Annotated in this window: 4 protein-coding genes; all 4 read left to right on the forward strand. The window is 59.6% G+C overall.

Annotated features, from left to right (window positions below; all coding sequences use genetic code 11):
- Nucleotides 1–212 precede the first annotated feature (212 nt).
- Complete coding sequence (gene fabD, locus WBF74_RS11450) at nt 213–1,154, forward strand: ACP S-malonyltransferase (protein ID WP_424439785.1); 942 nt, start codon at nt 213–215, stop codon at nt 1,152–1,154.
- A gap of 15 nt (nt 1,155–1,169) precedes the next feature.
- Nucleotides 1,170–1,907 (forward strand): 3-oxoacyl-[acyl-carrier-protein] reductase, encoded by a 738-nt coding sequence (gene fabG, locus WBF74_RS11455; RefSeq protein ID WP_424439788.1) that lies wholly within the window; start codon nt 1,170–1,172, stop codon nt 1,905–1,907.
- A 257-nt stretch (nt 1,908–2,164) separates the two neighbouring features.
- A complete protein-coding gene (locus WBF74_RS11460; RefSeq protein WP_424439791.1) occupies nt 2,165–2,404 on the forward strand; it encodes an acyl carrier protein in 240 nt (79 codons plus the stop codon).
- Between the two features lie 125 nt (nt 2,405–2,529).
- On the forward strand, nt 2,530–3,084 hold a 555-nt coding region (locus tag WBF74_RS11465), incomplete at its 3' end, for a beta-ketoacyl synthase N-terminal-like domain-containing protein (RefSeq protein WP_424439794.1).

The raw sequence follows: 3,084 nt of genomic DNA on the forward strand, positions 1-3,084 counted from the left end.
AGGCCTTCAGAAGCCCGGCAATATAAGGAAAAAGCCAGCCAAGGCAAGGGACAAGACAAGGGCCCGGAGAAGATACGCCCCGGTTACCCTTCGCTTGACTCAAAGCCTTCACAGGGTATCACTTTGGCCCCCTGTAGGGGCCTTGGCCCGATAGTGCAAAAGCCCGGAAAGCCGCGATAATAAGCGATGCCGGGCATAGACGGGGAGCAGGGATGACGCGGGCCTTCATTTTTCCGGGACAAGGATCGCAATCGGTTGGCATGGGCCGGGAACTGGCAGATGCCTTCGCCTCGGCCCGTGAGGTCTTTGACGAGGTGAACGACGCCCTCGGCCAGAATCTCTCCCGCCTGATGTGGGAAGGGCCGCAGGAAGACCTCACCCTGACCGAGAATGCCCAGCCCGCCATTATGGCCGTGAGCCTCGCCGTCATTCGCACGCTTGAGAAGGAAGGTGGCTTCAGCCTGGCCGACAAGGCCGCTTTCGTGGCCGGCCATTCCCTCGGCGAATATTCAGCACTTGCCGCTGCCGGTACTTTCTCTGTCGCAGACACGGCGCGCCTCTTGAAGCGGCGCGGTCTGGCCATGCAGCGCGCCGTGCCGGTTGGCGAAGGCGCGATGGCGGCCCTTCTCGGCCTCGATTTCGATCAGGCGTCCGAAGTGGCAGCGGAAGCCGCGCAGGGCGATGTTTGCGCTGCCGCAAATGACAATGGCGGCGGACAGGTTGTTGTATCCGGCAAGAAGGAAGCGGTCGAACGGGCGATCGAGATTGCAAAGGGTAAGGGCGCAAAGCGGAGTATGTTGCTGCCGGTGAGCGCTCCCTTCCATTGCGAACTGATGCAGCCTGCTGCCGATGAAATGGCCGAAGCTCTCGGCGCCGTTGAACTCAAGGCGCCTTCCGTTCCGCTCGTTGCCAATGTCACTGCCTCGCGCGTTGCCGATCCCGCCACGATCCGCGATCTTCTCGTGAAGCAGGTGACAGGCATGGTGCGCTGGCGCGAGAGCGTTCTTTATATGGAAGAGCAGGGCGTAACCGTCTTTGCCGAAATCGGCGCGGGCAAGGCGCTTTCCGGTATGGTAAAGCGCATCGCCAAGGAGCCTGAACTTCACGCTGTCGGCACGCCTGCTGACGTTGAAGCCTTTCTCAAAACCGTCTGACACGAAGGAACCGGCATGTTCGATCTCACAGGCAAAACCGCGCTGGTAACGGGCGCTTCAGGCGGCATCGGCTCCGACATTGCGCGTGCGCTTCACAAACAGGGCGCAATCGTTGCGCTTTCTGGCACACGAAAAGAAGCGCTTGATGCGCTGGCCGCCGAGCTGGGCGAGCGCACGCATGTTGTTCCCTGCAATCTCTCTGATGCTGCCGCAGTCGATGCACTGCCGAAGCAGGCGGAAGATGCGATGGGCAGTCTCGACATTCTCGTCAACAATGCAGGCCTCACCCGCGATAACCTCTTTATGCGGATGAAAGACGAAGAGTGGGATGAAGTCATCCGCGTGAATCTTACCGCGGCGTTCCGCCTGTCGCGTGGTGTGCTGCGCGGCATGATGAAGCGCCGCTGGGGGCGCATCATCGGCATCACTTCCGTTGTCGGCGTGATGGGCAATCCGGGGCAGGGCAATTATGCCGCGTCAAAGGCAGGCATGATCGGCATGACAAAGTCGCTCGCGCAGGAAGTCGCGAGCCGCAACATCACGGCGAATTGCATCGCGCCGGGCTTCATCCGCAGCGCTATGACAGACGCGCTGAACGAGGATCAGCAGGCACGCATCATGGGAACGATTCCCGCCGGAAGGCTGGGTGAGTCGTCGGAAATCGCTGCTGCCGCCGTCTATCTTGCGAGCAATGAGGCCGCCTATGTGACCGGCCAGACACTGCATGTGAATGGCGGAATGGCCATGATCTGACAGGTTTTTGTTGATGGAAATAAAAAACATCAACAGATTCAGTTGCATAGGGAGTTGTTTTGCCCGTCTTCCTGTGCTGGTGCAGGGCAAAAAAGTATGTTACCTAAGCCCTCGATTTGGCTTGCGGTCTTGCCTTGAAATGGGCCAGAAGAGGGGCATCCTTTCCACCGAATTCGATCACATCCAGTCCTCGATGCCTTGAATGCGAGCAGCGGGATGTGCGATGCCGGTTAAAACCAAAGATCTGAGGACTTAAAATGAGTGATATCGCTGAACGCCTGAAGAAGATCGTCGTCGAGCATCTTGGCGTCGACGCGGACAAGGTCACCGAGAGCGCCAGCTTCATCGATGATCTGGGCGCCGACAGCCTCGACAACGTCGAGTTGGTGATGGCGTTCGAAGAAGAATTCGGCGTGGAGATTCCGGACGACGCGGCCGAGAAGATCCTCACGGTGAAGGACGCGATCGAGTTCGTTCAGGCGAACGCAAAGTCCTGATCTGCGAATGTATATGGCGGGCCGGGGAGAGAGCTGTCTTTCTCTCCGGCCCGTTCTTGCTTGAGGCCCGACTGGTCTGTAATTGATCGGGTGGCCTGCGGTTGATGGTGGGAGAGAGCATCGGCATGAGACGAGTCGTCGTCACGGGTTTGGGCATGGTGTCGCCGCTCGGATGCGGTGTGGAGACCACCTGGAAGCGGATCCTGAATGGGGAATCCGCTGCCCGCAAAATTGAAAAATTCGACGTTTCCGATCTGCCCTGCAAGATCGCCATGCCGGTCCCGCGCGAGGGTGAAGGGGCGTTCAATCCGGATGACTGGATGGACCCCAAGGAGTCGAAGCGCGTTGACGATTTCATCGTCTATGCCGTTGCTGCCGCAAAGCAGGCGCTGGACGATGCAGGCTGGCACCCCCAGACCGAAGAAGAAAAGTGCCGCACAGGCACGATGATCGGCTCCGGTATCGGTGGCCTTGAGGGCATTGCCGAAACTGCGCTCACCCTGCATGAAAAGGGCCCCCGTCGCGTGAGCCCCTTCTTCATCACGGGCCGCCTCATCAATCTTGCTTCCGGCTATGTGTCCATCGAGCACGGGCTGAAGGGGCCGAACCATTCGGTCGTTACCGCCTGTTCGACCGGCGCACATGCCATTGGCGATGCGGCGCGGCTGATTGCTCTCGAC

Source organism: Parvibaculum sp., assembly GCF_049672805.1.
Taxonomy (GTDB): Bacteria; Pseudomonadota; Alphaproteobacteria; order Parvibaculales; family Parvibaculaceae; genus Parvibaculum.

Bases quoted from the DNA above. Each gene is read 5' to 3' on its own strand.
- fabD (WP_424439785.1), top strand. From the start codon at position 213: ATGACGCGGGCCTTCATTTTTCCGGGACAAGGATCGCAATCGGTTGGC.
- fabG (WP_424439788.1), top strand. From the start codon at position 1,170: ATGTTCGATCTCACAGGCAAAACCGCGCTGGTAACGGGCGCTTCAGGC.
- WBF74_RS11460 (WP_424439791.1), top strand. From the start codon at position 2,165: ATGAGTGATATCGCTGAACGCCTGAAGAAGATCGTCGTCGAGCATCTT.